The organism is Pseudomonas imrae (assembly GCF_046352735.2).
In the GTDB taxonomy this organism is placed as follows: domain Bacteria; phylum Pseudomonadota; class Gammaproteobacteria; order Pseudomonadales; family Pseudomonadaceae; genus Aquipseudomonas; species Aquipseudomonas imrae.
Genome location: NZ_CP110853.2, coordinates 1224561 through 1250410 on the forward strand (window position 1 = coordinate 1224561; position 25850 = coordinate 1250410).

Here is a 25850-nt window from a genome sequence, read left to right on the forward strand (position 1 = left end):
TTCAGGGGGATTCCAACTGGTAAGTTTCACTCCCGGCGAACGGACTCAAGCTCCACGGTTACGAGGTGTCGTGGGGGATGGGGGGAAAGCTGTCAGTCCTTTCCCGTGAGAGCCTGTTTCAGAGCGTTGGCGTCGGTTGTCGTCCGTGGCCAGCGCTGTATACACAGACGGCAGGACGAACAAGGTGAACAAGGTTCCGATCGACATGCCAGTGGCAATCACCATGCCGATATCAAACCGGCTGACCGCACCCGCACCGCTGGAGAAAATCAGCGGGATCACGCCCAGTACGGTGGCTATTGTCGTCATCAACACCGGCCGCAAGCGGATCGTTGCGGCTTCCTCGATGGCTGCTCGCGGGGACAGGCTTTGTTCCTTGCGCAATTGGTTGGCGAATTCGACGATCAGGATGCCGTGTTTGCTGATCAAACCGATCAATGTGACCAAGCCAATTTGCGTGTAGATGTTCAGGGTAGACCAGCCCAGGAACAGAGCAATCAATGCGCCGCATATCGACAGCGGCACCGTCACCAGTATCACCAGCGGGTCACGCAGGCTTTCAAACTGTGCCGCCAGCACCAGGCTGATGATCGCCAATGCCAGACCGAAAGTGCCCCATAGCGCATTCCCCTCCTGGACAAACTGGCGCGTGGCGTTACTGTAATCGAAGGTGTAACCCACCGGGGCCTCCTCGCCTGCGATGGTTTGCAGGGTCTCAAGTGCGTTGCTCATGCCGACAATCGGGAACGCTGACACCAGCACCGAATTGAGTTGCTGGAATTGATTCAACTGCCGCGCTCGTACCTGCTGGCTGGAAACCGTGATTAGTGTCGACAAAGGCAATAATTGGCCTTTGGCATTTTTTACATGGTAGTGATTCAGCCAGTCTGGATTATCTCGGTAGGTACGCTCGACCTGGGCAATTACTTTGTAGAGATGGCCATCAATCCTGAACTGGTTGATTTCCGTTTCAGCCAACAGGGTCGCCAGGGTCAGGCTCAGGTCTTCCATGGAAACGCCCATTTGCGCGGCCTTGACCCGGTCAATGTCGATCACCACTTCGGGCCGGTCGAATGCCAGGTCGATATCCACATAGGCGAATTTCCCCGAGTCGATCGCACGTTGCTTGACGCGTTCGGCCATGCCCAGCATCGACTCATGGTCCTGTTGGGAACTGATGACAAAGCCAAAAGGTAGCCCCTCACCAGTACCCGGCAAGGAGGGCAGGTTAAAGGCAAAGACTTGCAGGCCGGGGATACTATTCAGCTTTTTGCGCAATTGCGGCAGAACCTGCATCTGTGTGCGGTCGCGCTTATCCCAGGGTTGCAGCAGGAAACCACCTACGCCTGAATGTACGCCATCCACGCCATTGATCTGGAAGGAGGCCTGGTACTCGGGCAAGGTCTTGAACTGCTCGATAAAGTCCTGGGTGTAAGTATTGAGATAGGCAAGGTTGGTGGGTTGCGGAGCGCTGGAAAGGATAAAGATCAGGCCCTGGTCCTCATCGGGCGCCAACTCCGAGAGGGTGAATGTGAGCATGGCCGGGATCAGTCCGAGGACGAGTAGGGCGAACACGATGACTACCGATTGCGCCTCCATGATCTGACGCAACCGGCGCTGATAGCGCTGCTTCAGATTGTTGAAAAACCGATCCAGGACCAGAGGCAGACCCCGAGACTGTTCTTCAGGGCGCAGCAGCATGGCGCACATCATCGGCGACAGTGTCAGCGCCACGATGCCGGAAATCACCACCGCGCCGGCCAGGGTCAGGGCAAACTCCTTGAACAGCGCACCGGTCAAGCCCTGCAGGAAGCCGATAGGCGTATACACCACAGCCAGGGTGATGGTCATGAATATCACCGGCATGCATACCTCCCTTGCGCCCTTGATCGCGGCCTCAAGGGGGGATCTGCCTTTTTCGATATGCCGATGAATGTTCTCCATCATCACGATGGTGTCATCGACGACCAGGCCGATGGCCAGGACCATTGCAAGCAGCGTCAGGACGTTGATGGAATAACCCATCAGTTGCATAAAGAACAACGTACCGACCAGTGACAGGGGAATGGTGATGACGGGAATCACCACCGAACGCAAAGAGCCAAGAAACAAAAACACCACTATTACCACAATCAGAATGGCTTCCATCAGGCTCGACAGCACATGGTCGATAGAGGCGTTGATATACAGCGTCGAGTCGTAGGCGATATCCGCTTGCAGGTTGCGGGGTAACTGCGCCTGCAGCTGGGGCATCAGTTCGCGTACTCGCTTGCCTAACTCCAGCGGGTTGGCATCGGGTGCCGGTTTGATGCTGACATAGGTCGCCGGAAGGCCTTTGAACGTACTGAAACTGTCGTAATTCTGCGAGCCCAACTCCACCCGCGCCACATCACCGAGACGGACCTGGCTATCGCCGTCGGTTTTCAAGGTGATGGCCCTGAAGCCTTCAGCCGATTGCAGTTCGGTATTGGCCGTCACGCTGGTGACGACAAATTCGCCAGTGGCGTCGCCGGCGATGGGCTGTACGTTGTGGCGCTTGATTGCCTGGGTCACATCGCCGGCGCTTAAACCAAACCCTGCCAGTTTGAAGGGGTCAAGCCACAGGCGCATGGCAAAGCTCTGGTTGCCGATGATCTGCGCCTCGGCCATGCCTGGCAGTGTCACCAACCGAGGCTGGACTACCCGAAGCAGCAGGTCGTTGATTTGGGCGTTGTTCATGGTGTCGCTGGAGAAACTCAGGTACATGAGTGCGGTGTTATCTGTTGCGACTTTGCTCAGGACGGGGTCTTCAATCTCCTGGGGTAGCTGGTTTCGGACTTCGTTGGTCTTGGCCAGCAATTCGGTGAACAAACGGTTACTGTCGGCGCCGACCCGACCATAGATTGAAATAATGGAAACGTTCTGGCGGCTGGAGGAGTGCATGTAGTCGATACCTTGCGCGCTTGCCAGGCTTTTTTGCAGTGGTTGAGTGATGTGGCTCTGGACGGTTTCGGCACTGGAGCCCGGAGAAATCGTGGTCACCGTAATCAGTGCACTTTCCATCTGCGGGAACTGGCGAAGCGGCAGTTGCTCATAGGCCTGCCATCCCAGCAGCAGGATCAACAGACTGACGACCAGGGCCAGCACGGGGCGGCGGATAAACAGGTCGGTGAACCTCATTCGGCGTTCTCTCGATCAGTTGTCAGGGGCCGTTCATCTGGCTGATTGCGATCAATGCTGATGTGCACAGGTGTGCCATGCTCCAGTTTGATTTGGCCGGCAGTGACGATCTGTTCACCCTTTGCCAGGCCCTTGACAATCACGATGTCACCGTCGCGTCGCTCGCCGGTTTCGACCAGGCGTTGTTCGGCGATCAGGACCGGTACGCGCTCGCCATTCAAATCGTCGCGCTCCTCGCTGTTTTTGCGTGATGTCACCACGTACACGTACTGGCCATATGGGCTGTATGCGATAGCGCTCTCTTGGGTCACGATGTGCAATGTCGGGTTGCCCAACAACACCTGCAAGTGGGCGAACATGCCCGGCAGCAGATCGTTGGTCGGGTTGGCCAGCGTGGCGCGTACCAACACATTTCGAGTGTCGTCATCGACTATGGGGTTGATGGCACTGACAGTGGCCAAGCTGAAAAGTCCTGGACGGGCCGAGACTTCAATCCGTACCGATTGGCCGACCTTGATCAGTTGAACGGCTTGCTCGGGGATATGGAAGTCAACGTACAGGCTATGGGTATCCTGCAGGCTGGCGATCACCGTGGAGCTTTGCAGGTAGTCACCAATACTGACTTGGCGGATACCGATGGTGCCGTTGAACGGTGCGACGATACGTTTTTTTTTCAGCGCGTTGCAGCGTTGTGCAACGAGGGCGTTGTTGCGGTTGAGTTCGGCGGAGAGTCGGTCAAATTCGCCTTGGGAGATGGCGTTGATAGCCACCAGGCTCTGACCACGTTGAAAGTTTTGCTGCGCCAGGCTCCGATCTGCCAGGGCCACGTCCAACTCTGCCTGCTCGGTCTGATGCTCAAGTTGCAGCAGGACTTGCCCTGCCTTGACCTCTTGTCCCGAATCGAAGTGCAGATGGGTGACGACGCCGGGTACCTCGATACTCAGGTTGATGCCTTGCAACGCCTTGAGCGTGCCCGCCGCTGGCAACTGACGCTGCCAAGGCTTTTCGAATGCACTGGAGACCGCCACGCTGACGGGCGGCTTCGGCGCATGCAGAAGCTGCAGCTGTTGGTAAATCCATAACGCTTTATAGCTGGCGAGCATCAGCACGACCGTCAGGACGATGCTTAGCATGGTAATCATCCGACGGCCTGGCATAGTTGCTTCCTTGTGATGGCGATTTCGTGCGGGTTGGAGCGTAGGACGAGCATGCAGGAGCGCTCGTTGGCACGTTGAACTCCACAGTTTTCACGAGAAAGGAGGGTGTTATAAGGCGGAAAGTCGCGAGTATCTGAGGGAGTTCTGGCCTCTCATCGAGGGAATACTTCACAGACTTTGTAGGATTTGCGTTGAGTGCCGCCGGGGCAGGATGAATACGCTCCCAAGCGTTGGCCCGGGAGCGATGAGGTCAATGCGGATTTGGCATCAGATCAGATGCAGATGGTTGTCCCAGAGCCCGGTCGGCAAGTCCAGGGGCTTGGCCACCAGAGGTTGCTGCCGGCAATCGTAGAAGCGGCAGCGGCCCTGGCCCGAGGTCACGACAAAACCATTGGCCACCGCGCCGACACCGGCGCAGTCTGGCAGTGGTCCGTCCAGGCGCAACTCACCGCTGTCCATGTCCCAGATAAAGAACCGGTTGCCCCGCGGCGCGGTCAGGGCTACCAGGCGCAACTCACTGTGTACCGCGACGCTGGCGGTGTAGTGCCCCATGGCTTGCAACTGCTCGTCGGCCACTGGAAACGCCACGAAAGGCTGGCCCGGCCGCTTGATCGCCAACAGCTCGGAGCGCTCCTGTGACGGCCCCATGAACTGCTGTCCGGTGACAATGGTGCCGTCGCTGGCAATTCCCATGTGGCGCACGCTGTTCATTTGCTGGCCCAGGGTTTCCTTGCTCAGCAGGGTGCCGTCGCGCTGCATCAATACCAGGCTCGGTTCCATGGCATCGAGGTTCATCTCGACCCGGCTTTCGGCTTCGGTGCGAATGCCGCCATTGGCCACGATCAGGGTTTCACCGTCCGGCATCCACGACACCTGGTGCGGGCCTATACCGTGGGTGGAGATCTCGCCGCTGTGTACCAGCCGTTCGCCTTCGAACCTGTACACGCCGAGCAGGCCGCGACCGGGGTCTGTGGTGTCGTTTTCCGTGGCGTACAGCCATTCGCCGCTGTTGTGGATCACCGCGTGGCCGTAGAAGTGCCGGTTGGCCTGGGCGGTCACGGTTTGCAGCAGCGCCCCGTCACGCAGATCCACCAGATAGCTCTCGGTCCCGGGGCGGCGGGCGACGAACAGCGCGATCGGCAGGGTGGGGTGGTTGATGATGTCGTGACAGCGCTGACCGACTTCGGTTGCAAACACCCGGGTGCCGTCCAGGCGATAGCCGACGGCGTAGTGCTTGCCGTCGGCATCATCCCGTGCAGAGAGCAGCAGCGGGCTTTTACCCTTGTGTTTGAACAGCGTCCAGCCGCCCAGGGTGATCGCACTGAGCAGCACACTGCCGATGGCTAAAGCCTGTCGCCTGAGCATCATCAGTCACCGTCGTTGGCATTGAAGCCCAGTTGGATGCCCAGCGCCTTGGCCAGTTCGCCTTCGTGCAGACGGTGGACAACGTTGAGGCTGTCATAGATCGCGTTGAGTTGTTGACGTCCGGCTTCGTCGGTCAGCAGTTGATCCAGGGAGCGCTGATTGCTGGCTAGCAGCTTCAACGAGTTGGCGTACGCTGCATCAATCTTGTCGGCCAACGGCTTTTGATCGGCAGGCAACAGGCCGCGCATGCCTTTGTTGTCGACCCCGACCCATACGGTCTGGGCCGCGGCGAGGCTGGCTTGCAGGCTTTGCAGTGAAGACTGGCTGCGCCAGGCATCGGCCTGGAATGGCTGCGGGATGCCTTTGGTCTGGCGACCCATTGGCGTGCCGAGTTTCTTCTTCAAGGTATCGAGGGCAGTAACCTGGACGCGCAGCAGCTCAGCGATGGCTTCATGGGAGTCGGCGTAGCGCTGGTTGGGAAACTTGGTCATCTGCGCCAACATGCCGTCGGTGCTGTTCCAACTGGCGAGGATTTCTTCGGCCAATAGCTTTTGGCGTTCGCCGATGGCGATCAGCAGTGGGCAGTAGCGAGCCTTCTGGGCTTTGTCGGCGATGTCGGTCTTGGCGTCATAGAGGATGTATTCGTAAGCCGACAGGCCTTGCACCACCACGCTCGACTTGGTCAGGGCGGCTGCATCGATCTGCGGCTGGGCAGTGGCCAACTGCTCGACCTGCCGGCCGACCAGGTTTTTCTTGTCTGGCCAGAATTGCACTTGCCAGGCACGGTTGCCTTCGGCCAGCGGCCCGATCAGCAGCGGCTGCAATTCGGCCCAGGCTTTTTGCGCATGCAGGAAATCGGCGCGCGCGGTCTCCAGTGTTTCCTTACCCTGGCAGTAGGCCAGGGCGCTGACCGCCAATTGTCGGTCGGCTTCGACCCAGCGGCTGTAGGTCGGCAGGATCACTTGTTTGGCGATGGCTGCCGAGGTAACGGCTTGTGGGTCCTGGGGCGAGCAGGCACCGAGGGCTAGCGCGGCAAGGCTGGTGAACAACAACTTGGGACGGAACATGTCGAGCTCCCTTCAATAATTGGGGAAAAGCTTATAGAGAATTCAGGAATGCGAGCAACGCGGCGCGCTGCTGGGCATTGAAAGACAGCACATGTTTCTGCGCCGCCTGCGCCTCGCCGCCGTGCCACAGCACGGCTTCAAGCAGGTTGCGGGCGCGGCCGTCATGCAGGAACTGGGTGTGGCCACTGACGTTTTGTGTCAAGCCGATGCCCCACAACGGCGGGGTGCGCCAGTCGCGGCCACCGGCCTTGAATTCGCTGCGGTTGTCGGCCAGCCCTTCGCCCATGTCGTGCAACAACAGGTCGCTGTAGGGGCGAATTACTTGATTGGCCAGCTCAGGTTCAGCGGCGTTGCTTGATGTGGTGAAACTTGGGGTATGACACGACTGGCAACCGGCCTGATAGAACAGGGTCTTGCCGGCGAGCACCTGTTGCCCGTCGACATCGCGGCGGGCCGGTACGGCCAGGTTACGGGTGTAGAACAGCACCAGGCGCAGGATGTTCTCGCTGACCTCCTGCTCGCCATTCTCGCCATTGCCGTTGGGTGCCTGTTTGCAGGCCACCTGGGCGTCGGTGCAGTCATCGAAAGGTCGCAGCTGTGTGGTCAGTCCCATGTCACCGGAGAATGCGTGCACATTTTGTTGATTGAGGTTCGGTTGCCCGGCTTTCCAGCCGAATCGGCCAAGGACGGTTTTTTGCTCTGCGTCGTCCCACACCCAATTCGGACGACCGAGCACGCCATTTTTATCAGGCTGCTTGCTGGCGTTTTGCAGGATGTCGGCGTCGGAAATCGCTTCGAGCAAACCCAGGCCGATCATCGGCGGTGCCACCCGGGCGGAAAAGCGTGTATCCGGGTGCATGGGGCCGTAGCCCAGTTGGGTGATTTGCAGCGTCGGCTTGCGTAGTTCGACCACGCTGCCGTCCTTGAAGGTAACGTTTACCGGTGTGTAGTCGACCCGCACCTTGCCCTCCGGAACCACGCCGGGCACGGCCATGTCCTGCAGTTGTCCGCCATAGATCGGCTCCGGCACCACGCCAATCTGCTCGATGAGCCTGGCGTACGGCGGCGCGTCCGGGATCGACAGGCGTACCAGCATCGACACGGCATTGTTGGCATTGGGGGCGGGAGGATGACCTCGACCGTCCTTGATATGGCAGTTCTGGCAGGCATTGGTATTGAACAGCGGCCCGAGGCCATCCCGTGCGGTGGTGGTGGCTGGCGCAATCACCCAGGGGTTGCGGAAAAAACTGTTGCCCACGCTGAAGTCCAGGCGCCGGGTCGGTGGCAAGTTGGCCGAGGGCAGTGAAAAGGCATTGTGATCAGCCTTGCGTACTGTCGCGCTGCCTCCCGAGCGCGCCTCACCCGGCTCGGCCTGGGTAAAAACCGCAGGTGGGGCGTCATCGCAGGCACTCAGGCTCACAGCCATCAAGAGTGCGGACAAGCGAAGCAGCAAACGGGGCATCGATGATCCTGGAGAAACGAGCAGCGGTGAATGGAGTTCGGGGCGCAAAGTCTAACAGGGCAGGGCGGATTGAATAAGAGCAATTATCGTTTGCTCGCTTTTGGGTCATTCCCGCTAGAATGGCCGCACATTTTTCTGGAGGTGGCCAATGCAGGCTCTCGACGCTTTGCTTAACCGTGTTTCCGTGCCGCGACTGTTGGAGCCGGCACCTAACGCCGAACAGCGCGAAGTGCTGTTCGCCGCTGCGATGCGCGCGCCAGACCACGGTCAACTGCGGCCCTGGCGCTTCCTGACGGTAGAAGGCCCGGCTCGCGAGCAGATGGGCACCCTGCTCGCCGAAGCCGCCCGCCTGCAAGACCCTGAGGCCCCGCAAGCCGTCATCGACAAGGCGCAGAATGGCCCTTTGCGTGCACCGCTGGTGGTGGTGGTCATCGCCCGCCTGCAAGAACACAAAGTGCCGAAGTCCGAGCAACTGCTGGCAGCAGCATGCGCAGCCCACGGCATTCTGTTGGCGGCGTACGCCCAGGGGATTGGCGCGGTGTGGCGCACCGGCGAGCTGTCCTATTCGGCGCATGTGGCCAAAGGCCTGGGGCTGGGCGCCAATGAGGAAGTGATCGGCTTCCTCTATTTGGGCACCCCGCAGAATCCGCCACGTACCGCGGTGAAAGAAGACCTGACGGCGTTTGTCAGCGCCTGGCCTGCACGTTAACCCCGCCACGGGCGTTTTTACACCCGGAACTGATCCATCAGTTTCATCTGCTGATTGGCCAATGCATTGAGCTGGCTGCTGATCGCTGCCGACTCGGTAGCCTGGCCAGTCAGGGTCTCGGTCACGGTGCGGATCGCCGAGACATTGCGGTTGACCTCTTCGGCCACGGCGCTCTGTTGCTCGGCGGCGCTGGCGATTTGCAGGTTCATGTCGCTGATCACGGTGACGGCGTCGCTGATCTTGCCCAAGGCCTGCACAGCCTGATGAATCTGCCCGGCATTGCTTTGCGCCTGGCTCTGGCTCGAATGCATGGTGGCGACCACGTCTCGGGTGCCGCTCTGGATGCGCTCGATCACCAGGCGAATCTCTTCGACTGAATCCTGAGTACGTTTGGCCAGGTTGCGTACCTCGTCCGCCACCACCGCAAACCCGCGCCCGCTTTCTCCAGCCCGCGCTGCCTCAATGGCGGCGTTCAGTGCCAGCAGGTTGGTCTGCTCGGCGATGCTGCGGATCACTTCCAGCACCGAGCCGATCTGCTCGCTGTTGACTGCCAAGGCTTCAACTTCCGTCACTGCCTTGCTGACTTCTTCGGCCAGGGTGGTGATGTCTCGGGTGCTGCGCTCGATGATCGACATGCCCTCGCGCGCCGATTGATCGGCACCACGAGCGGCACTGGCGGCGTTGGATGCGCTGTTGGCAACGTCGTGGGCGGTGGCGCTCATTTCGTTGGAAGCGGTGGCCACCTGATCGATTTCACGGAACTGCACCTGCATGCCTTCGCTGGTCTGCCGGGCGATTTCCGAGGACTGGTCCGCGGTGCCACGGGCTTCGGTAATGCTTTGCTTGATTTGCGCGATGGTCGGTTGCAGCTTGTCGAGGAAGCGGTTGAACCAGCTGACCAACTCGCCCAATTCGTCTTTTTTGGTATAGGCCAGGCGCTGGGTCAGATCGCCGTCGCCACTGGCAATGTCCTTGAGCATGGCTGCCACGCTGTTGATCGGACGGGTGACGCCGGTGGCGGTCAGCCAGATCAGCAGCAAACCCAGCAGCCCGGCGGCGGCGGCCACCAGCAGCGCCTTCAGGGTTCCGCTGGCTTGGGCGTCATCGAGCACTGCCTGCAGTTTTGACGCATCCGCCAGCAGCACTTGCTTGGGCAGGTCGATCACCACGCCCCAGGGTTTGGCGTCGGCAATCGGCCGGACCGGGTACACGGCACGAATCACTTCCCCTTGATCAACCAGCTTGCGCGTGTCGCTGGCTAGCAATTGCACGATCTGTTTGCCATCGGCGCCAAGCACATCGCCGATGTTCTTGCCGACTTCGTCAGCCTGGCCGCTATAACCCGCCAGCAAACCGCTGCCGGCCACTATTTGCAGGTTTCCCGCGCCATCGAACAGCTCGCGTTGCGCGCTGTCGGCTGCCGCTTGCAGGGCATCAAGGGCGATATCGATGCCTACCACGCCGATGACTTTTCCGTCAGCCAGCAACGGCAGAGAAATCGTCGTCATCAGCATCGACTTGCCGGCGACCTCGTCGGCATACGGATCCAGCAAGCAAGTGCGTTGGGTGTCACGCGGGCAGGTATACCAAATGTTGTAAGGCGTACCGCTGAGGTTGAGGGTGGTCTTGGTCAGATCTGCTTCCACCATCACCGTGTTCAGGTTTTCACCGCCGGCACGGCTCCAATAGCTGGAAAAACGTCCGGCCTCATTGGACGCGCGCAGCTTGTCACCGATAAATTCGCTGTCCTTGCCGTCCAGGGCATCGGGCTCGAAGGACAGCCAGATACCGAGCACTTTGGTGTTGCGTTCAAAGGCGGTCTTGATGCGCTGGTTGAGCTCTTCACGCAGGGTCGCGGCCTCCAGTGAACGCGTGCTCGCCATGTTGCGCAAATCCTTGACCTGGTCGGCGAGGGCGGTCACTGCCAGCAGGTTCTCGCCGAAGATTCGCTGTAGGTGTACGGCCTGCTCGGCCGCTTTGGCTTGCAACAGGTTCTCGCCGCTGGCGGTCAGCATGCGTGAGCTTGAAGTGCTGATCAGTTGATCATTCTGATTGTTCTGGTAGATGTTCAGGCTGACAACCAGTGCAATCACCCCCAACAGGCAAAGGCCGGACAGCAGCACGATTTTCAAGCGTATGGAGAGGGTGTCGAACATGGCATTACTCGCGTCTGAACTTATTGGTATGCAAGACGAGTCAAGGGCTGACTCCAAGGCCAAGTCCGTTCGGCGCTATGCTCGCAACATCGGCATCGGCGAGGATTTCATGAGGGGCAGGCGATGGGCGGTAGGGGTTACAGTGTGGTGCTTGCCCGGCGCTCCGGACGTGACCAGATCCACAGATTGCCCAGGCCCATCCCGACAATTGCCAGGTAGATCGGCCAGCCGTGATCCAGCATCACCAGCATCAGCACTGCACACAGCAACATACTCGCGGTGGCACTGACCTTGGCTCGGCGCGCAATGATCTTGCCGTTGCGCCAGTTGAACAGGATCGGCCCGAACAGCCGGTGGTTTTCCAGCCAGGCACTTAGGCGCGGCGAGCTTTTGGTCGCAGCCCAGGCCGCCAGCAGAATGAACTCGGTGGTAGGCAGGCCTGGTACCACAATCGCAATCAAGCCGATGCCCAGGCTGACGTAGGCCAGCAGGCCGAACAGGATTCGGGCAATTCGCGAGGAGGATTGAGGTTTACCGGTCATGAAAAGAGCTTGGGTGATGAAAGGGGGGGAGCAGGCTCTTGAAGCAATCGCGAAGCAGTTGTCGAGCCCTGACAACTGCTACGGATGCTCAAGCTCAGGCCATTTCCGGGGCCGTAGCGTACGCCTGTTCCAGCAGCACGGTGAAGCGCACGAACGCGTCAATCGCACCTTTCTCCACGGCGGCCTCTTCTTCGGTACTGAATTCCAGGCCGTCAAGGGTTCGAGTGAAACGCTTCCAGCCTTCGGCACGGCCGCCGGCCGGCTCGCCCAGGTGGCGGGCACCGAAGGTGTCGCTCAGGCCCAGGCCAACGGCCCGCTTGATCAAAAACGCAGCGCCCAGCTTGGAACCTTCAGAGACGAACAGCCAGCCCAGGGCTTGGGCTGTGCTCGGGTTTTTGAGTGCGCCGGCCACCGCTGCCGGAACGTCGGTTTCCAGGTCGGCCAGATCCAGCTTGGCCGCATCGGCGCGGCAACGCTCGGCCAGGTCCGGCACAATCTTGATCAGTTCTGCATCGTTGTATAGCGACGCCAATTCCGATTGGAACAGGTATTGCGCGACCACAAAGCGGGCAAAATTGGCCTGGGTTTCGAACGGCGCATGCGCCTTGACCAATGCATCAAGTTTGGTGTGTGGCTCGTTGGTGATCTGGTTCAGGCGTTGGGAGCGCAGGTTCGGGCGTTCTGTGGTAGGGGAAGCGGTCATGTTGTGTCCTTGAGAAGAGGAAGCGCCTTGTGACTCCAAAGAGTTGCAGAGCTGTAATGACTAGACGAACAAGAAGACGTGGCACAGTAAAAAATCCTCACCTCGCCAGCGCGGAATCTGGCGAGGGAGGCGGCATGGGTCAGATGTCCCAGACCAGGTTGAGCGCGAAGTGACGGCCTGGCTGGGTCAGGCGGTCCAGGCTGGCAGGGGAGGTCACACCGGCCTCGCCGACGCCGTCGTAGCTGCGCACGTCATCCCAGTTCCAGTACTTCTTGTCGGTCAGGTTGTACAAGCCGCCGTTGACGGTCAGGTCGTCGGTGACTTTATAGAAACCGGTCAGGTCGACGACACCGAAGCCTGGTGTCTTGAATGGGCCGTTCGCGGTGTTGCCGTCCGGCGAAAAGAAGGTCGCGCTGTCGACACGGTTCTGTTTCTTGACCAGGGTCCAACTGACCAGGGCGCCGTAGTGCTCCTGGTCATAACCCAGGCCGAATACGCCTTTGAGCGGGTTGACGCTGTTGAGCGGCTCGCCGCTGTCGTCGTTGCGGCCATGGGCGTAGCTAATCGCACCCTGGGTGTACAGGCCTTGCGGCGCACCCAGTGCGTCAAGGCTCATGCGTCCTTTGACTTCAATACCCTTGATGGTCGCGCGCTTGATGTTTGTCGCCTGGAAGGCCTCCACAGTGCTACCGGCGACGGCGGCGTCCTCATCAATGAAATCACGGTATTTGTTGTAGAACACCGCAATTTCAAACGAGCCGGAATCGAAGTTGCCGCGAATACCGGTTTCGACGCCTTTGCTGGTTTCCGGCTTGAGGTCTGGGTTGGGCTCGACCATGTAGCCTTGGTCAAGGTTTTCAAAGCGCCCGTACAGCGCTTTGGCCGACGGTGTGCGGAACCCTTCGGCATACTGGCCGAACCAGGTGTACTGCTCGGTCAGCGCATAGGTCAGGCCGAACTTTGGCGTGACGCGGTGCCAGTTTTTCTCTTTGTCGCTGTGGTCATATTGGCGCTGAGGATCGACGGTGTTGAGGAACTCTTCGGTCAGCTTGGGTTTGAGATGGATATAGTCGTAGCGCAGGCTCGGCAGGAAGGTCCAGTCATTCCAACTGATCTGATCCTGCACGAACAGCGCGTAGCTGTTGATGGTTGGGTCCGGGAAGTCACTGGCTTTCTTTACGCTGTCGCCAGCGGACGGGCTGGGCGCGCCGATGGCCGTGCAGCCGGCACCCACGGCCAGGCAGGTGGCGGCGCCTTCCCGGGAGCCGGTGACTTTCTGCTGCTTGAGCGTGGTGCCGTAGGTCAGCACATGATTGGTTTCGCCAATCGCGAAGGCCTTGTCCAACTGGGCGTCGAAGACCCACTGTTTTTCTTCGTACAAGGTTTCGCGGGTGCGCAAAACACGGCGCGATGGCTGATAGATTTCTGCGGTGGTCTGATCGGTCTTGGCGATCTGGTAATTGAGGCTGGTCTTGATGTGATCGGCAATCGGCGAGTCGAGGGCGAAGCGGTTTTCGATACCGAAGCGCTCGCGGGTGATGGTGTCATTACCTCTGCGGTCACGGTAGAAATTGAAGCCCCGACCGCCAGCAAACGGGCCGCCCACGGCATTCTTCATATTGACGTCGCGATCGTCCTTGTACTTCTCATACGTCAGGCCCAAGCGGTTTTCATCGCCGTAGTTCCAGCCCAGCTTGGCCAATACGTTGGTGCTGCGCACGTCTTCCGGGTTGGCGCCGGTGCGCGCCAGGCCGGTGGCGTTGTTGCCATCGTAGGACTCGGTTTCATGCCCGTTGCGCTGGCTCAGGTGCAACAACCCGTCGAAGTCCTTTACACGGCCGGCGACGGTGCCGGAGGTCAGCCAGCTTTCGTCAGCAGAGCTGTAGCCGGTTTTCAGGCGTGCGCCGTAGTCCTGGCCCGGCTTGATGATGTCGCTAGGGTCGAGGGTGAAATAACTCACCGCGCCGCCGATGGCGCTGCTGCCGTACAGGGCCGAAGCCGGGCCGCGAAGAATCTCTACACGCTTGACGATTTCCGGGTCGACGTAATTGCGGCGGGTCTTGGCGTAGGGACCGTTGAAGAAACTGTTCGGGATTTCGACGCCATCCACTTGGGTCAGGATGCGGTCGCCATCGATGCCGCGAATGTTGTAGCCGGAGTTGCCGGAGCGGGTACCGGCACCACCGACCGAGATCCCGGGTTCATAACGCACCAGGTCCCGGATGTTGTTGACGTTGTGGCGGTCCAGTTCCTCGCGCGTATGTACGGTGACAGTGCTGGGAACGCTGTTTACATCTTGTTCCTGACGAGTGGCGCTGATGGTGACTTGTTGCAGCGTAATGGTGTTACTCGCCCCGCGCTTTTCCAGGACGATATTGTTGTTGCCCAGTTTGCGGTAGCTCAGGTTGGTCCCCACCAACAGCCGGTCCAGCGCTTTTTCTGCGCTCAGCGAACCCCGCGCGCCGGGGGACGAAACGCCTTCGCCCAGTTCGGCCGGCAAGCCGACTTGCCAGCCGGTAACGGCGGTAAAGGCGTTCAGTGCCGAGACCAGGGATTGCTGTTCGATGCTGAAGGTGTAGTCGGTGTAGCTGCGCGGGGCGGCGTCGGCGGCCATGGCCGTCATGACCGGACTGCCCGCCAGCAGGATGGCGGCAGTCAGCAGGGAGAGGCCATGCCGACGGGTGGGCGACGAAGACCGGCGGTTGAAACAAGAGGACATCGAAAGCGCTCCGGAAGGTACGAATCTTATAGTTACGAAACCGATTCAAATGGGAATCAGTTGCATTGGCTAAGACTAGACGTACCAGCGTGGGCTAACGAGTAAAAATAATTATTCTCAATTGATAATGACTAGCGCCGGGAACTCCGAGAGTTTGGCCGAGGTGATGTGGGCGAGGGAACGAACCACATCCAGCGGCTGGTCCAGGCGGTAATTGCCGGTGACGGCGACGCTGGCGAGCCGGTCATTGGTGTTGACGATCCAGCCTGGATAATAGCGCCGCAGTTCGGCCAGTACTTCGCTCATCGGGCAGTTTTCAAACACCAGCCGGCCCTGGACCCAGGCCAGATCCTTGCTGGCATCGAGCCTGGCCGGTTGGCCAAAGCCCTTGGGTCCGATGCGGATGCTCTCGCCTGCACTCAGGCGCACTCGGTTGTTGCCGGAAGTGGTGCTCAGGTCGACATCGCCGCGTTGCACCTGGACCTGGGCTTCACCGTTGAGGTAACGCACGGCGAAGGCGGTATCACTGACGCTGGCGCGTACCGGGCCGGCATCGATTTGCAGGGGCCGGCCACGGCTGGCGACCACTTCGAAAAACGCTTCGCCCTGGTACAGCCGCGCGACGCGTTGCTGGTCATTGATGGTGCTGGAGAATGCCGAGTTGGTGTTGAGCAATACCTTGGATCCGTCATCAAGCTGCACGCGCTGGCGTTCGCCGACCACGGTCAGATGATCGGCCTGCAGGCGCACCGGCAGATTGCTGAAACTGAACAGCCCCAACAGCAACACCGCTGCGGTGGCCAAGGGTTTCCAGTGTGGCTTCATGCGGCGCCAGGCCCTGGGTTTGCGCGGCGCATTCAGGGCCGCGGCGGCGCTGTGGACGGGCGCACCACCCCAGGCGGCCTGGGCCTTGGCGAAGGCTTGGGCATGTGCGGGGTCGGCGGCCAGCCAGGCCTGGAACTCGGCTTGCTGGCCGGGCGCCGGGCATTGCAAGGCGATCAGCCAATCGAGGGCTTGGTTCATGGCCGTATGTTGCAACACCTCATGCGCGAGCTCATGGGGGTGCAGTTTATTCGGGTCCGTCACGGTGTTCCTCGGGTCTTCGCCACGTTTTATTCAATGTCTTGCGCATTTTTGCGACGTTTCTGTCGGTTTGTCCTGACAAAGCTTAAGGGCGATCGAGTCGTTCAGCCACACCCACGCAAATCGCCATGATCAGTTTCAGCTCCTTTTGCACTGTACTCAGGGAGATTTCGAGTTGATCGGCGATTTCTTGGTAGCTGCAGCCATGCAAGCGGCTGAGGATGAAAATCCGCTGTTGGCGGGAGCTCAACTGTCCAAGGCTGACGCTCAGGTGCTCCAGCAATTGTTCGGCATGGGTCGCGTCTTCCGGGGTACTACTGGGGGAGGCGACACTTTGCAGGACGTCCATCGGGACATCTTCGAGCAGAGTGCGGGATTGAATCCGGCGGGCGCGCAGATGATCCAGGGCTAAATTGCGTGCGGTCTGGAAAACGAAGGGTTCCAGATGATCAATCGGCCGTTCGCTGAGAGCCCGGGTTACGCGCAGGTAGGTTTCCTGTAGCAGGTCCTCGGCGGTACTGGGGTTGTTCACCATCCGCTGCAAGGTGCGCAGAAGAATCACCCGTTGGGTGAGGAAGACATGATTGAAGCGAGATTGGCTCACAGTGATACCAGGCCGATTGGTAGCGAATGATAATGCTTATCATCAGCGTAAAAGGCAAGGGGTGGGCATATCCATTGCTGCGGTAATAACGGATATGGTTTGCGCCCGGTGAAGTGAAATCATTGTGGGTTGCGAATATTCTCCCGCGACGGTCTGAAAGTATCGGATATCGGCCTGATTCATCTCGATCCAAATGTGCGAGCGGGCTTGCTCGCGATAGCGGTAGACCAGTCACCTAAGGTATTGACTGACCCTCCGTCATCGCGAGCAAGCCCGTTCCCACACGGTTACTCGACAGATCTTTCTGGCCGGCTTTCCCTTGAAAGAGCTGGCCATAAGGGTGCAACCAATAGCCGTTATTACCGCAGCAATGGATATACGCACCCCAATCCTGCTTACTCCGCGTTACACAACGCCAGGCAGTTATCCAGCATGCGATTGGAAAAGCCCCACTCGTTGTCATACCAGGCCAACACCTTCAACAGCTTACCGCTGGACTTAGTGTGGTTGGCATCGAAAATCGACGATAACGGGTTATGGTTGAAGTCGCTGGAAACCAGCGGCAAGGTGTTGTACCCCAGAATCTTCGAATGCTGGCTGGCCTCCTTGAGCAAGGCATTGACCTCATCGGCACTGGCTTCACGCTTGAGCTGTACAGTCAGGTCTACCAACGACACATTGATCACCGGCACACGCACGGCCATGCCCGTCAGCTTGCCCGCCAATTCCGGCAACACCAGGCCCACGGCTTCGGCGGCGCCGGTCTTGCTCGGGATCATGTTCTGGGTGGCAGAGCGCGCACGGTACGGGTCGGTGTGGTAGACGTCGGTCAGGTTCTGGTCATTGGTATAGGCATGAATCGTAGTCATCAAGCCGCTTTCGATGCCCAGCTCGCGGTGCAGCACCTGGGCGACCGGTGCCAGGCAGTTAGTGGTGCACGAAGCGTTGGAAATGATCTGGTGGGATTGACGCAAAATGTCATGGTTCACCCCGTAGACCACGGTAGCGTCTGCGCCTTTGGCCGGAGCTGAAATGATTACTTTGCGGGCGCCGGCGCTAATATGGGCAGCAGCCTTGGCGCGGTCGGTGAACAGACCAGTGCATTCGAAGACCACGTCGATCTTCTCGGCAGCCCACGGCAGGTCGGCAGGGTTGCGAATCGCGCTGACGGCAATACGGTCACCGTTGACGGTCAGGCTTTCCTGATCATGAGCGACCTCGGCATCGAACGTGCCGTGAACCGTGTCGTATTTAAGCAGATGGGCATTGATCGAGCTGTCGCCCAGATCGTTGATGGCGACGATCTGCAAATCCTGGCGGTAGCCTTGGGTATAAAGTGCGCGCAGGACGTTGCGGCCAATACGGCCAAAACCATTGATTGCAATTCGAAGAGTCATTTGAAAGCGCCTGTCGTCGATTTGTTGTAAGAATTACAAGATTATTCGCATAAAAATAGAAAACAAGCCTTTTTAGTGGCAATATTTTGTTCAATCTACAACGAGTGACCTGAATCAACTGGTCCGATTGGTCAAGTAACTGTCTGCCAGCCTCTTGGCTGCGGGCGTTTGACCAGCATAGGAACGAAGGTCGCCACATCCGTTAGCCTGGAGTTCTACACATGCATCCCCGCGTACTTGAGGTCACCGAACGCCTTATCGCCCGCAGCCGCCCCACCCGTGAGGCTTACCTTGCGCTGATTCGCGGCGCTGCCAGCGACGGTCCGATGCGCGGTAAGCTGCAATGCGCCAACTTCGCCCATGGCGTCGCCGGTTGCGGCACCGAAGACAAGAACAGCCTGCGCATGATGAACGCCGCCAACGTGGCAATTGTTTCCTCGTATAACGACATGCTGTCAGCGCACCAACCCTACGAACATTTTCCCGAGCAAATCAAAAAGGCCCTGCGCGAGATCGGCTCGGTCGGCCAGTTTGCGGGCGGCACTCCAGCGATGTGCGATGGGGTGACCCAAGGCGAGCCCGGCATGGAGTTGAGCCTGCTGAGCCGTGAAGTGATCGCGATGTCCACGGCGGTAGCGCTGTCCCACAACATGTTCGACGCCGCGCTGATGCTCGGGATCTGCGACAAGATCGTCCCTGGCCTGATGATGGGGGCCCTGCGGTATGGACATCTGCCGATGATCTTCGTACCGGGCGGGCCGATGCCGTCGGGTATTTCCAACAAGCAGAAGGCCGACGTGCGCCAGCGCTATGCCGAAGGCAAGGCCACGCGCGAAGAGTTGCTGGAATCGGAGATGAAGTCCTACCACAGCCCCGGCACCTGCACCTTCTACGGCACCGCCAACACCAACCAGTTGCTGATGGAAGTCATGGGCCTGCATTTGCCGGGCGCGTCGTTCGTCAACCCGTACACGCCGCTGCGTGATGCGTTGACCCGTGAAGCCGCGCATCAGGTTACGCGCCTGACCAAACAAAACGGTTCATTCATGCCGATTGGCGAAATCGTCGACGAAAAATCCCTGGTCAACTCCATCGTTGCCCTCAACGCCACCGGCGGTTCCACCAACCACACCTTGCACATGCCAGCCATTGCCATGTCGGCGGGCATCATCCTGACCTGGCAAGACATGGCCGACCTCTCTGAAGTGGTGCCGACCCTGTCCCACGTCTACCCGAACGGCAAGGCCGACATCAACCATTTCCAGGCTGCAGGCGGCATGTCGTTCCTGATCCGCGAACTGCTGGAAGCCGGCTTGCTGCACGAAGACGTCAACACCGTCGCGGGCCATGGCTTGAGCCGCTACACCCAGGAGCCGTTCCTGGTAGACGGCGAGTTGATCTGGCGCGATGGCCCGATCGAAAGCCTCGACGAGAGCATCCTGCGCCCGGTCGCCCGCGCGTTTTCTCCCGAGGGCGGTTTGCGTGTGATGGAGGGCAACCTCGGGCGGGGCGTGATGAAGGTATCCGCCGTGGCCCTTGAGCACCAGGTCGTCGAAGCGCCGGCGGTGGTGTTCCAGGATCAACAGGACTTGGCCGATGCGTTCAAGGCCGGCCAGTTGGAGAAAGACTTTGTCGCAGTGATGCGCTTCCAGGGCCCGCGTTCCAACGGCATGCCGGAGCTGCACAAGATGACGCCGTTCCTTGGCGTGTTGCAAGACCGTGGTTTCAAGGTGGCGCTGGTAACAGACGGGCGCATGTCCGGCGCCTCGGGTAAGATCCCCGCCGCGATTCATGTCAACCCCGAGGCTCAGAGCGGCGGTGCGCTGGCGCGGGTCAAGGATGGCGATATCATTCGTGTGGATGGCGTCAAAGGCACCTTGGAGCTTAAGGTGGACGCCGAAGAATTTGCAGCGCGCACGCCTGCCACGGGCCTGCTGGGCAATAACGTGGGGGCCGGTCGCGAACTGTTTGCGTTTATGCGCCTGGCCGCAAGCTCCGCAGAGCAAGGCGCCAGCGCCTTTACCTCTGCCCTGGAGACACTTAAGTGAAGCTTGCGCTGGTTGGTGACATCGGCGGTACCAACGCCCGTTTTGCGTTGTGGCGGGACCAGGATCTGCATTCAGTCCAGGTACAGGCCACGGCGGATCACGAAAGCCCTGAGGAAGCCATCAAGGTCTACCTCAAGCAACAAGGCCTGGAAGTCGGCGAGATTGGCGCCGTGTGCCTCTCAGTGGCCGGGCCGGTGAGCGGTGATGAATTCAAGTTCACCAACAATCACTGGCGTTTGAGCAAGACTGCATTCTGCAAAACCTTGCAGGTAGACGAGCTGCTGCTGGTCAACGATTTTTCGGCCATGGCCCTGGGCATGACGCGCTTGCAGCCCGATGAGTTTCGCGTGGTCTGCGAAGGCACCCCGGAGCCATTGCGTCCTGCGGTCGTGATTGGCCCGGGCACTGGTTTGGGCGTCGGCACCTTGCTGGACCACGGCGCGGGGCGTTGGACGGCGTTGCCGGGGGAGGGCGGCCATGTCGATCTGCCACTGAGCAGCCCACGGGAAACCCAGCTATGGCAGCACATCTACAGCGAAATCGGACATGTCAGCGCTGAAACGGTATTGAGCGGTGGCGGTTTGCCGCGTTTGTACCGGGCGATTTGCGCGGTTGACGGCCATGTGCCGGTATTGGAAACCCCGGAAGCCATCACGGCGGCGGGGCTTGCGGGCGATCCGGTTGCCATGGAAGTACTGGACCAGTTCAGCATTTGGTTGGGCCGCGTGGCCGGCAACAACGTGCTGACCACCGGCGGGCGCGGCGGTGTGTACATCGTCGGTGGGGTGATCCCGCGGTTTGCCGACTTTTTTATCCGCAGCGGGTTTGCCAGGAGCTTTGGCGACAAAGGCTGCATGAGCGACTACTTCAAGGGCATCCCGGTGTGGTTGGTAACTGCACCGTATTCCGGCTTGACCGGAGCGGGTGTGGCGTTGGAGCAAGCGTTTGCCTGACCGGCCTCACCCATAACAACAAGGAGGACCCCCGTGAGCGTAATCAGTAAATCCATTCTCCTGGTCGATGACGACGAGGAAATCCGCGAATTGCTGCAGACCTACCTCAGCCGCGCTGGCTTCCAGGTGCGGGGTGTGCCCAACGGCGCGGGGTTTCGCCAGGCGATGAGCGATGCGCCGTGCGACCTGGTGATCCTCGACGTCATGCTGCCGGATGAAGACGGTTTCAGCCTCTGCCGGTGGATCCGCCAGCATCCGCGCCAGGCGCAGGTGCCGATCATTATGCTGACGGCCAGCTCGGATGAAGCTGACCGGGTTATCGGCCTGGAGCTGGGCGCCGATGACTATATCGGCAAGCCTTTCAGCCCGCGGGAGTTGCAGGCGCGGATCAAGGCTCTGTTGCGTCGGTGCCAGTTTGGCCAGGAGCGCAGTGGCGACGTGCTGGTGTTCGATGAGTGGCGCCTGGATATGGTCAGCCACCGTCTGTTTCATCTGGATGGCGAGGAAGTCATCCTCTCCGGTGCCGATTTCGCGTTATTGAAACTGTTCCTTGATCATCCCCAGCAAATCCTCGATCGCGACACCATTGGCAATGCCACCCGTGGCCGTGACCTGATGCCATTGGACCGGATTGTCGACATGGCCGTCAGCCGTCTGCGACAGCGCCTGCGTGACACTGAAAAACCTCCACGGCTGATCCGCACTGTGCGCGGCAGCGGTTATCAATTGGCGGCCAGTGTGGTTGCCAGTAATGCCCATTGAGCGGCTGAACGAGCTGCGCCGGCGGATTCCAGTACCCCGTTCGTTGCTGGGGCGCATGCTCCTGCTGACTTTGCTGGCGGTGCTGTTTGCCCAGACGCTGTCCAGCGTGATCTGGGTTTCGCAGTTGCGTGCTACCCAATTGGAGGGGCTGGTCACCAGTGCCCGCAGCCTGGCCCATTCGATGACGGCCAGCGTCAGCTATTTCCGTTCGCTGCCGGTGGCCTATCGGCCGCTGGTGCTGGACCAGTTGCGCAGCATGGGGGGCACACGATTTGTCGTGACACTCAACGACAAGCCGCTGGACATGCAGGTATTGCCTCAAACCCCGCGCAAGCAGGCGGTACTCGGTGCGGTGAAAGAGGTGTTGCACCAGACCCTGGGCCGCGACGTGCACGTCTCGATCGAGTTTGTCGGCGCCGAAGACCTGCGTATTTTCAATGCCGGCTTGAAGCTTGATGAACTGCCGCGCTCCTGGGCGCATTACGCCTTGACCCTGGAACCGGTCAATCCTCCGGTACTGGTCACACAGATTCAACTGGCGGCCGGCGAGTGGCTGTATATCGCCTCGTTGTTGCCCGAGCCTTACACCAGCCTTGAGGAACAAGGCCTGCCGTCCCAGCAAGTGTGGTTTATTGTGCTGACCAGCGGCTTCCTGTTGCTGTTCATCGGCCTGCTGGTGCACTGGCAAAGTCGTCCACTCAAACGCCTGGCCCGCGCCGCGCGAGATATGTCCCTGGGCGCCGATGTGGAGCCGGTGGCCGAAGGCGGCGGCAGCGAAGTGGTGGAAGTGGGCCGTGCGTTCAATGCCATGCGCGATCGCATCAGTCGCTACCTCACCGAACGCAGCCAATTGTTCAGCGCTATCTCCCATGACTTGCGCACGCCGATCACGCGCCTGCGTCTGCGGGTCGAGTTATTGGAGGACGAGAAACTGCAAGCCAAGTTTGGCCGTGACCTGGATGAATTGGAATTGCTGGTCAAGGGCGCCCTGCAATGCGTCAAAGACACCGATATCCACGAAAACATCGAGCCGGTGGACCTCAATCACGTGCTCGACTGCCTGGTGGAGCCGTACCTGGCACCCAACGGCAACGGCCGCATTACCCAGCAAGGTCGGGCGTTGGCGGCTTTTGCGGGCAAGCCGCTGGCCCTCAAGCGCTGCATCGGCAACCTGATCGACAATGCCTTGAAGTACGGGCAGAACGCTCATCTGCATATCGAGGACAACGGCGCTGAATTCATTCTTCATGTTGATGACGAAGGCCCGGGCGTTCCGGAGCAGCGTCTGGAGCAAGTGTTCGAGCCGCACTTCCGGCTTGCCGGGCAACAACAGGGCTACGGCTTGGGTTTGGGTATCGCTCGCAACATTGCCCACAGCCATGGCGGCGAAGTGAGTTTGCAGAATTTGCGCGAAGGCGGCCTGCGGGTCACGTTGCAATTGCCCCGCAGCCTGGATTAAACGCTCTGGCGCAAGCGAGCCAGATCGCGCAACGGCGGCGCACCAAACAGGCGGCTGTATTCGCGGCTGAACTGCGACGGGCTTTCATACCCGACCCGATATCCCGCCGCCGAGGCTTCCAGGCCCTCGGCGAGCATCAGGCGCCGGGCTTCCTGCAGGCGCAATTGCTTCTGATACTGCAGCGGGCTCATGGCGGTGATCGCCTTGAAGCGATGATGCAGGGTCGAGACACTCAAGTTGACTTCCCTGGCCAGGTCGTCGATGCGCAGCGGTTGTTCGTAGTTGCTGTTGAGCCAGGTGATGGCTCGGCTGACACGATGGCTCTGACTGTTAGCGACAGCGATTTCGTACAGTCGGTAACCCTGCGGGCTACGCAATAGTCGATAGAGAATCTCCCGGTTGACCAGGGGCGCGAGCATCGCGATGTCCTTGGGGCTGTCCAGCAGCCGGGTCAGGCGCAACACGGCATCGAGCAACTGCTGATCGATACGGTCCACGTACATGCCGCGCGAAGTGGGGCGGGTGGGTACGCCCATGGGGCCGGCTTCGGCGATCAATGCAGTGAGTTGGGCCGGGTCGATATTGATTCGAATCGACAGGTTGGGATCTTGCGGCGTGGCATCGATGATCCTGCCAGCCACCGGCATCGCCACCGAAAACACCAGGTAATTGAGTGGGTCGTAGGCGAAGGTTTCGTTGGCCAGGCGCACTTCCTTGCTGCCGTGGGCCAGGATGCACAAGGCGGGCTCCACCAGCACAGGCATAAAGTCACGGGGGGTGTTATGGCGGTTGAGGAACAGCGACGTGATCGCGGTACCGTAGGAGCCTTCATCCCAAGTGTGCCGACGCACGATACCGGCCAGTTCAGCGCGTTGCTTTTCCATCTCGGCGTCGAGAGGCGTGGCGTGATTGTCGGGCAACGACATGGGGCGACCTCGGCAAGCTTTGTTGATGGTGGGCAGATTAAAGGCGAGCGAGTAAACAGTGTTACGCCAATTCTGCACAATCCTTGCCTGATCCTGCGAATCTTCGCGAATCAGGCAAGTCACGCTTCTGAAACAAAGCGTTCATGGGGTAAAAAACTGTCGGCCTCGATCGCTCTCTCTGCGCATCTCGCAGGATTGTGCAATAAGCCAGCAGGAATCGACTAACCGCCCCTGTGCTCGCGCCCGTATCTTTGATCTTGTGGCAACACACCCTCACGGTGTCTGCCGAGCATCACTTCTCAACGGGAGAGTCGAACATGTCCACCCCCATTCCCGCGAGCCATATGGCCTTTATCCGTGCCCGTACCGGGTGCAGCCCAGAACTGGGTGCACGCTTGAGCAGTTTGATCGAACCGGGGCGCGAGGTTCCTGGTTGCCTGCAGTTTTCACTACAGCGCTCCCAGGTGGATCCTGACGTGTGGCTGGTGTCGGGTTTCTGGAGTAGCGAACAGGCGATGAGCGCATATTTCAGCTCTCCGGCGCTGATGATCTTCACCGAATTGTTGAACGACATGCTGGTGCGCAGCATGGACTTCCAGACCTTCACCGACACCTCTGCCGTCAACGGCTATGGGCAATACCTGCAACTGGCCGGCTGAACGTCTAGAATGGCTGACTTTCCATTGGCCAGGACCATGCAACATGGCACGTAAAGAATTTGCCCACCACGAAGCTGTTTCCGCTCTGGTACGCCAGGATGAAGGTGGCTACCGCGCCGCCATCGCCGTCAAGGCGCTGGACGGCATGAGCGCCCCGCGCTTTCACCAGATCCTCGATGGACAGACCTTCAAGACCGCCGACGATGCCGATGCTGCTGCAGGGCAGCAGCTTGAACGCTTGATCGACATCGACGAAGAAGGTCAGTTGGTCTGGGCGGCGGTGGTGTAGGTGGATTATTTGGGGCGGTGCATTTTGAACAACGCCTCAGGCCCCAACTGAAAGTAATCCGCCGGGCCGCCGCCGCGCAAAATCGGTTCGGCGGCCGCGGTGTCGTAGATACCATCCTTGAGCAGCCATTTGGCGATATGCACCGCGACTACCTCGCCGAGTACCAGCCAGCTGGGTACCAACTCCTGGTCGGCGCGCTGCAGTTGAATGATCTGCGTGACCTTGCATTCGAACGACACCGGGCTTTCACCCACACGAGGCACGGCGATCACTCTGCAAGCCACCGGTGTCAGACCGGCCAACGCAAACTCGTCAACCTCGGGCGATACGGCGGCACAGCTTTGGTTCATTTGCTCGGCCAACGGGCGGGTGGCCAGGTTCCAGACAAATTCACCGGTCTGTTCGATGTTATTGAGGCTGTCTTTACGCCCGACACTGGAAAATCCAATGATGGGTGGAATGTAGTTAAACGCGTTGAAGAAACTGTAAGGCGCCAGGTTCAGTCGACCTTCGCGGTCCTGTGAAGAAATCCAGCCAATCGGCCGTGGGCCGACAATGGCATTGAACGGATCATGGGGCAGGTCGTGTCCGTTGGCGGGTTCGTAGAAATGAATATCGTCGGGCATGGCCG

21 protein-coding genes and 1 pseudogene are annotated in these 25850 nt (G+C 59.8%); 7 read left to right on the top strand and 15 right to left on the bottom strand.

Annotated elements, in window-relative coordinates; genetic code table 11:
* Positions 1-45 precede the first annotated feature (45 nt).
* The 5 genes from OQ460_RS05545 to OQ460_RS05565 form a co-directional block, all read right to left on the bottom strand.
* Positions 46-3159, bottom strand: a complete 3114-nt coding sequence (locus OQ460_RS05545) for a multidrug efflux RND transporter permease subunit (RefSeq protein WP_410020872.1) — start codon at positions 3157-3159, stop codon at positions 46-48.
* On the bottom strand, positions 3156-4316 hold the full coding sequence (locus OQ460_RS05550) for an efflux RND transporter periplasmic adaptor subunit (RefSeq protein WP_410020873.1): 1161 nt from the start codon (positions 4314-4316) through the stop codon (positions 3156-3158). The genes OQ460_RS05545 and OQ460_RS05550 overlap by 4 nt, the downstream gene beginning before the upstream one ends.
* Before the next feature lie 267 nt (positions 4317-4583).
* Positions 4584-5681: a DUF1513 domain-containing protein gene (locus OQ460_RS05555; protein WP_410021932.1), complete on the bottom strand. Its 1098-nt coding sequence runs from the start codon at positions 5679-5681 to the stop codon at positions 4584-4586.
* Positions 5682-5683: 2 nt separating this feature from the next.
* On the bottom strand, positions 5684-6748 hold the full coding sequence (locus tag OQ460_RS05560; RefSeq protein WP_410020874.1) for an imelysin family protein: 1065 nt from the start codon (positions 6746-6748) through the stop codon (positions 5684-5686).
* A gap of 31 nt (positions 6749-6779) precedes the next feature.
* Entirely contained in the window at positions 6780-8210 is a 1431-nt protein-coding gene (locus OQ460_RS05565) for a di-heme oxidoredictase family protein (RefSeq protein ID WP_410020875.1), read from the bottom strand.
* A gap of 148 nt (positions 8211-8358) precedes the next feature.
* On the opposite strand from OQ460_RS05565, the gene OQ460_RS05570 reads away from it, so the two are divergent.
* Positions 8359-8919: a nitroreductase family protein gene (locus OQ460_RS05570; RefSeq protein WP_410020876.1), complete on the top strand. Its 561-nt coding sequence runs from the start codon at positions 8359-8361 to the stop codon at positions 8917-8919.
* Between the two features lie 17 nt (positions 8920-8936).
* Here OQ460_RS05570 and OQ460_RS05575 read toward each other — a convergent pair whose 3' ends face one another.
* From OQ460_RS05575 to gap, 8 genes and pseudogenes are all read right to left on the bottom strand, one after another.
* Positions 8937-9692 (bottom strand): methyl-accepting chemotaxis protein, encoded by a 756-nt coding sequence (locus OQ460_RS05575; RefSeq protein WP_410021933.1) that lies wholly within the window; start codon positions 9690-9692, stop codon positions 8937-8939.
* A gap of 102 nt (positions 9693-9794) precedes the next feature.
* Positions 9795-11075, bottom strand: a pseudogene (locus OQ460_RS05580) (HAMP domain-containing protein); the annotation flags it as partial.
* Positions 11076-11212: 137 nt separating this feature from the next.
* On the bottom strand, positions 11213-11617 hold the full coding sequence (locus OQ460_RS05585) for a YbaN family protein (RefSeq protein WP_410020877.1): 405 nt from the start codon (positions 11615-11617) through the stop codon (positions 11213-11215).
* Between the two features lie 94 nt (positions 11618-11711).
* Entirely contained in the window at positions 11712-12320 is a 609-nt protein-coding gene (locus tag OQ460_RS05590; protein ID WP_410020878.1) for a biliverdin-producing heme oxygenase, read from the bottom strand.
* A 139-nt stretch (positions 12321-12459) separates the two neighbouring features.
* On the bottom strand, positions 12460-15039 hold the full coding sequence (locus OQ460_RS05595) for a TonB-dependent receptor (RefSeq protein WP_410020879.1): 2580 nt from the start codon (positions 15037-15039) through the stop codon (positions 12460-12462).
* A gap of 117 nt (positions 15040-15156) precedes the next feature.
* Entirely contained in the window at positions 15157-16125 is a 969-nt protein-coding gene (locus OQ460_RS05600) for a FecR family protein (protein WP_410020880.1), read from the bottom strand.
* An 82-nt stretch (positions 16126-16207) separates the two neighbouring features.
* Complete coding sequence (locus OQ460_RS05605) at positions 16208-16726, bottom strand: RNA polymerase sigma factor (RefSeq protein ID WP_410020881.1); 519 nt, start codon at positions 16724-16726, stop codon at positions 16208-16210.
* Positions 16727-17121: 395 nt separating this feature from the next.
* Positions 17122-18123: a type I glyceraldehyde-3-phosphate dehydrogenase gene (gene gap, locus OQ460_RS05610; RefSeq protein ID WP_084380478.1), complete on the bottom strand. Its 1002-nt coding sequence runs from the start codon at positions 18121-18123 to the stop codon at positions 17122-17124.
* Between the two features lie 221 nt (positions 18124-18344).
* On the opposite strand from gap, the gene edd reads away from it, so the two are divergent.
* The 4 genes from edd to OQ460_RS05630 are packed head-to-tail and all read left to right on the top strand — an operon-like array spanning position 18345 to position 23345.
* On the top strand, positions 18345-20171 hold the full coding sequence (edd, locus tag OQ460_RS05615) for a phosphogluconate dehydratase (RefSeq protein WP_410020882.1): 1827 nt from the start codon (positions 18345-18347) through the stop codon (positions 20169-20171).
* Positions 20168-21124: a glucokinase gene (locus OQ460_RS05620; RefSeq protein WP_410020883.1), complete on the top strand. Its 957-nt coding sequence runs from the start codon at positions 20168-20170 to the stop codon at positions 21122-21124. Before edd ends, OQ460_RS05620 begins: the two co-directional genes overlap by 4 nt.
* A gap of 33 nt (positions 21125-21157) precedes the next feature.
* Positions 21158-21886, top strand: coding sequence for a response regulator (locus OQ460_RS05625; protein ID WP_410020884.1), 729 nt, complete (start codon positions 21158-21160; stop codon positions 21884-21886).
* Positions 21876-23345, top strand: a complete 1470-nt coding sequence (locus OQ460_RS05630) for an ATP-binding protein (RefSeq protein WP_410020885.1) — start codon at positions 21876-21878, stop codon at positions 23343-23345. The genes OQ460_RS05625 and OQ460_RS05630 overlap by 11 nt, the downstream gene beginning before the upstream one ends.
* On the opposite strand, the gene OQ460_RS05635 is transcribed toward OQ460_RS05630, so the two are convergent.
* Entirely contained in the window at positions 23342-24271 is a 930-nt protein-coding gene (locus OQ460_RS05635) for an AraC family transcriptional regulator (protein WP_410020886.1), read from the bottom strand. The two genes, OQ460_RS05630 and OQ460_RS05635, sit on opposite strands and share 4 nt — an antisense overlap.
* 317 nt (positions 24272-24588) lie before the next feature.
* Here OQ460_RS05635 and OQ460_RS05640 point away from each other — a divergent pair, with 317 nt between their 5' ends.
* The gene (locus tag OQ460_RS05640; RefSeq protein WP_410020887.1) at positions 24589-24930 is read left to right on the top strand and encodes an antibiotic biosynthesis monooxygenase family protein; all 342 of its coding nucleotides are present in this window, start codon (positions 24589-24591) and stop codon (positions 24928-24930) included.
* A 43-nt stretch (positions 24931-24973) separates the two neighbouring features.
* A complete protein-coding gene (locus OQ460_RS05645; RefSeq protein WP_410020888.1) occupies positions 24974-25219 on the top strand; it encodes a hypothetical protein in 246 nt (81 codons plus the stop codon).
* A 5-nt stretch (positions 25220-25224) separates the two neighbouring features.
* On the opposite strand, the gene OQ460_RS05650 is transcribed toward OQ460_RS05645, so the two are convergent.
* Positions 25225-25845 (bottom strand): flavin reductase family protein, encoded by a 621-nt coding sequence (locus OQ460_RS05650; RefSeq protein ID WP_410020889.1) that lies wholly within the window; start codon positions 25843-25845, stop codon positions 25225-25227.
* Between the last annotated feature and the right edge of the window lie 5 nt (positions 25846-25850).

Coding starts and splice junctions, on each gene's coding strand:
- OQ460_RS05630 (WP_410020885.1), top strand. CDS start 21,876: ATGCCCATTGAGCGGCTGAACGAGCTGCGCCGGCGGATTCCAGTACCC.
- edd (WP_410020882.1), top strand. CDS start 18,345: ATGCATCCCCGCGTACTTGAGGTCACCGAACGCCTTATCGCCCGCAGC.
- OQ460_RS05550 (WP_410020873.1), bottom strand. CDS start 4,316: ATGCCAGGCCGTCGGATGATTACCATGCTAAGCATCGTCCTGACGGTC.
- OQ460_RS05565 (WP_410020875.1), bottom strand. CDS start 8,210: ATGCCCCGTTTGCTGCTTCGCTTGTCCGCACTCTTGATGGCTGTGAGC.
- OQ460_RS05545 (WP_410020872.1), bottom strand. CDS start 3,159: ATGAGGTTCACCGACCTGTTTATCCGCCGCCCCGTGCTGGCCCTGGTC.
- OQ460_RS05645 (WP_410020888.1), top strand. CDS start 24,974: ATGGCACGTAAAGAATTTGCCCACCACGAAGCTGTTTCCGCTCTGGTA.
- OQ460_RS05640 (WP_410020887.1), top strand. CDS start 24,589: ATGTCCACCCCCATTCCCGCGAGCCATATGGCCTTTATCCGTGCCCGT.
- OQ460_RS05590 (WP_410020878.1), bottom strand. CDS start 12,320: ATGACCGCTTCCCCTACCACAGAACGCCCGAACCTGCGCTCCCAACGC.
- OQ460_RS05650 (WP_410020889.1), bottom strand. CDS start 25,845: ATGCCCGACGATATTCATTTCTACGAACCCGCCAACGGACACGACCTG.
- gap (WP_084380478.1), bottom strand. CDS start 18,123: ATGACTCTTCGAATTGCAATCAATGGTTTTGGCCGTATTGGCCGCAAC.
- OQ460_RS05555 (WP_410021932.1), bottom strand. CDS start 5,681: ATGCTCAGGCGACAGGCTTTAGCCATCGGCAGTGTGCTGCTCAGTGCG.
- OQ460_RS05635 (WP_410020886.1), bottom strand. CDS start 24,271: ATGTCGTTGCCCGACAATCACGCCACGCCTCTCGACGCCGAGATGGAA.
- OQ460_RS05560 (WP_410020874.1), bottom strand. CDS start 6,748: ATGTTCCGTCCCAAGTTGTTGTTCACCAGCCTTGCCGCGCTAGCCCTC.
- OQ460_RS05575 (WP_410021933.1), bottom strand. CDS start 9,692: ATGCAGGTGCAGTTCCGTGAAATCGATCAGGTGGCCACCGCTTCCAAC.
- OQ460_RS05585 (WP_410020877.1), bottom strand. CDS start 11,617: ATGACCGGTAAACCTCAATCCTCCTCGCGAATTGCCCGAATCCTGTTC.
- OQ460_RS05595 (WP_410020879.1), bottom strand. CDS start 15,039: ATGTCCTCTTGTTTCAACCGCCGGTCTTCGTCGCCCACCCGTCGGCAT.
- OQ460_RS05570 (WP_410020876.1), top strand. CDS start 8,359: ATGCAGGCTCTCGACGCTTTGCTTAACCGTGTTTCCGTGCCGCGACTG.